The 780-nt window shown below is 63.6% G+C and carries 1 protein-coding gene; it reads left to right on the top strand.

Annotated elements, in window-relative coordinates; all coding sequences use genetic code 11:
* Positions 1-448: DNA translocase FtsK (locus VBE63_RS30740; RefSeq protein WP_323686738.1), on the top strand; the 448-nt coding region annotated here is incomplete at its 5' end.
* Between the last annotated feature and the right edge of the window lie 332 nt (positions 449-780).

The raw sequence follows: 780 nt of genomic DNA, 5'->3' as shown, positions 1-780 counted from the left end.
GCGCACCGTACTCGATCAGATGGGCGCCGAGCACCTGCTGGGCCATGGCGACATGCTCTACCTGCCGCCCGGTGGCAGCATCTCGCAGCGCGTCCACGGCGCCTTCGTTGACGACCACGAGGTGCATAAGGTGGTCGATTTCCTCAAACAGCAGGGCACGCCTGACTACATCGAGAACATCCTGCAAGAACCCTCCGATCATCTCCCTGGCATCGACCCGGAACCCAAGGGCGGCAGCGATGTCGAGGACCAAGACCCACTGTTCGACGAGGCGGTGCAGATCGTCGTCGAGAGTCGACGCGCTTCCATCTCCGGCGTACAAAGGCGGCTGAAGATCGGCTACAACCGCGCCGCGCGCATGATCGAGGAGATGGAGCGCATCGGCGTCGTCGGCCCCGCCGAGACCAACGGTAACCGCGAAGTGCTCGCGCCCCCACCACAGGACTGAATCGCGTGATCAATAGAGATCGAATCGACCGCTCTAGCCGGGCTGAAGACTCGAGCTGGGCTGAAGGCTCCAGCATGGCTCATCCCAACCTTCACCAGCTGTCTCAGCGAACCTCTCGCCGCGGCGCCGGTGCAGGCGCGCGCCACAGCTGCACACAACAGCAGAACGGATGCTCGCTAGCGTCAGCCAAGATGCAGTCAGCACAGAAGAGGCAGCCAGCAACGAGGCAGCCATCACAGATGCCGAACGGGGCTACCCGGAAAAGCGGGGCTGTCGCAAGCGGTCTCGGCGTGATGATCTTCGCGCTCCTACTCACCGCCCTCTGGACACCC

It is taken from the genome of Lamprobacter sp., assembly GCF_034860625.1.
GTDB lineage: Bacteria > Pseudomonadota > Gammaproteobacteria > Chromatiales > Chromatiaceae > Lamprobacter.
This window is presented reverse-complemented; position numbering and strand designations above follow the sequence as displayed.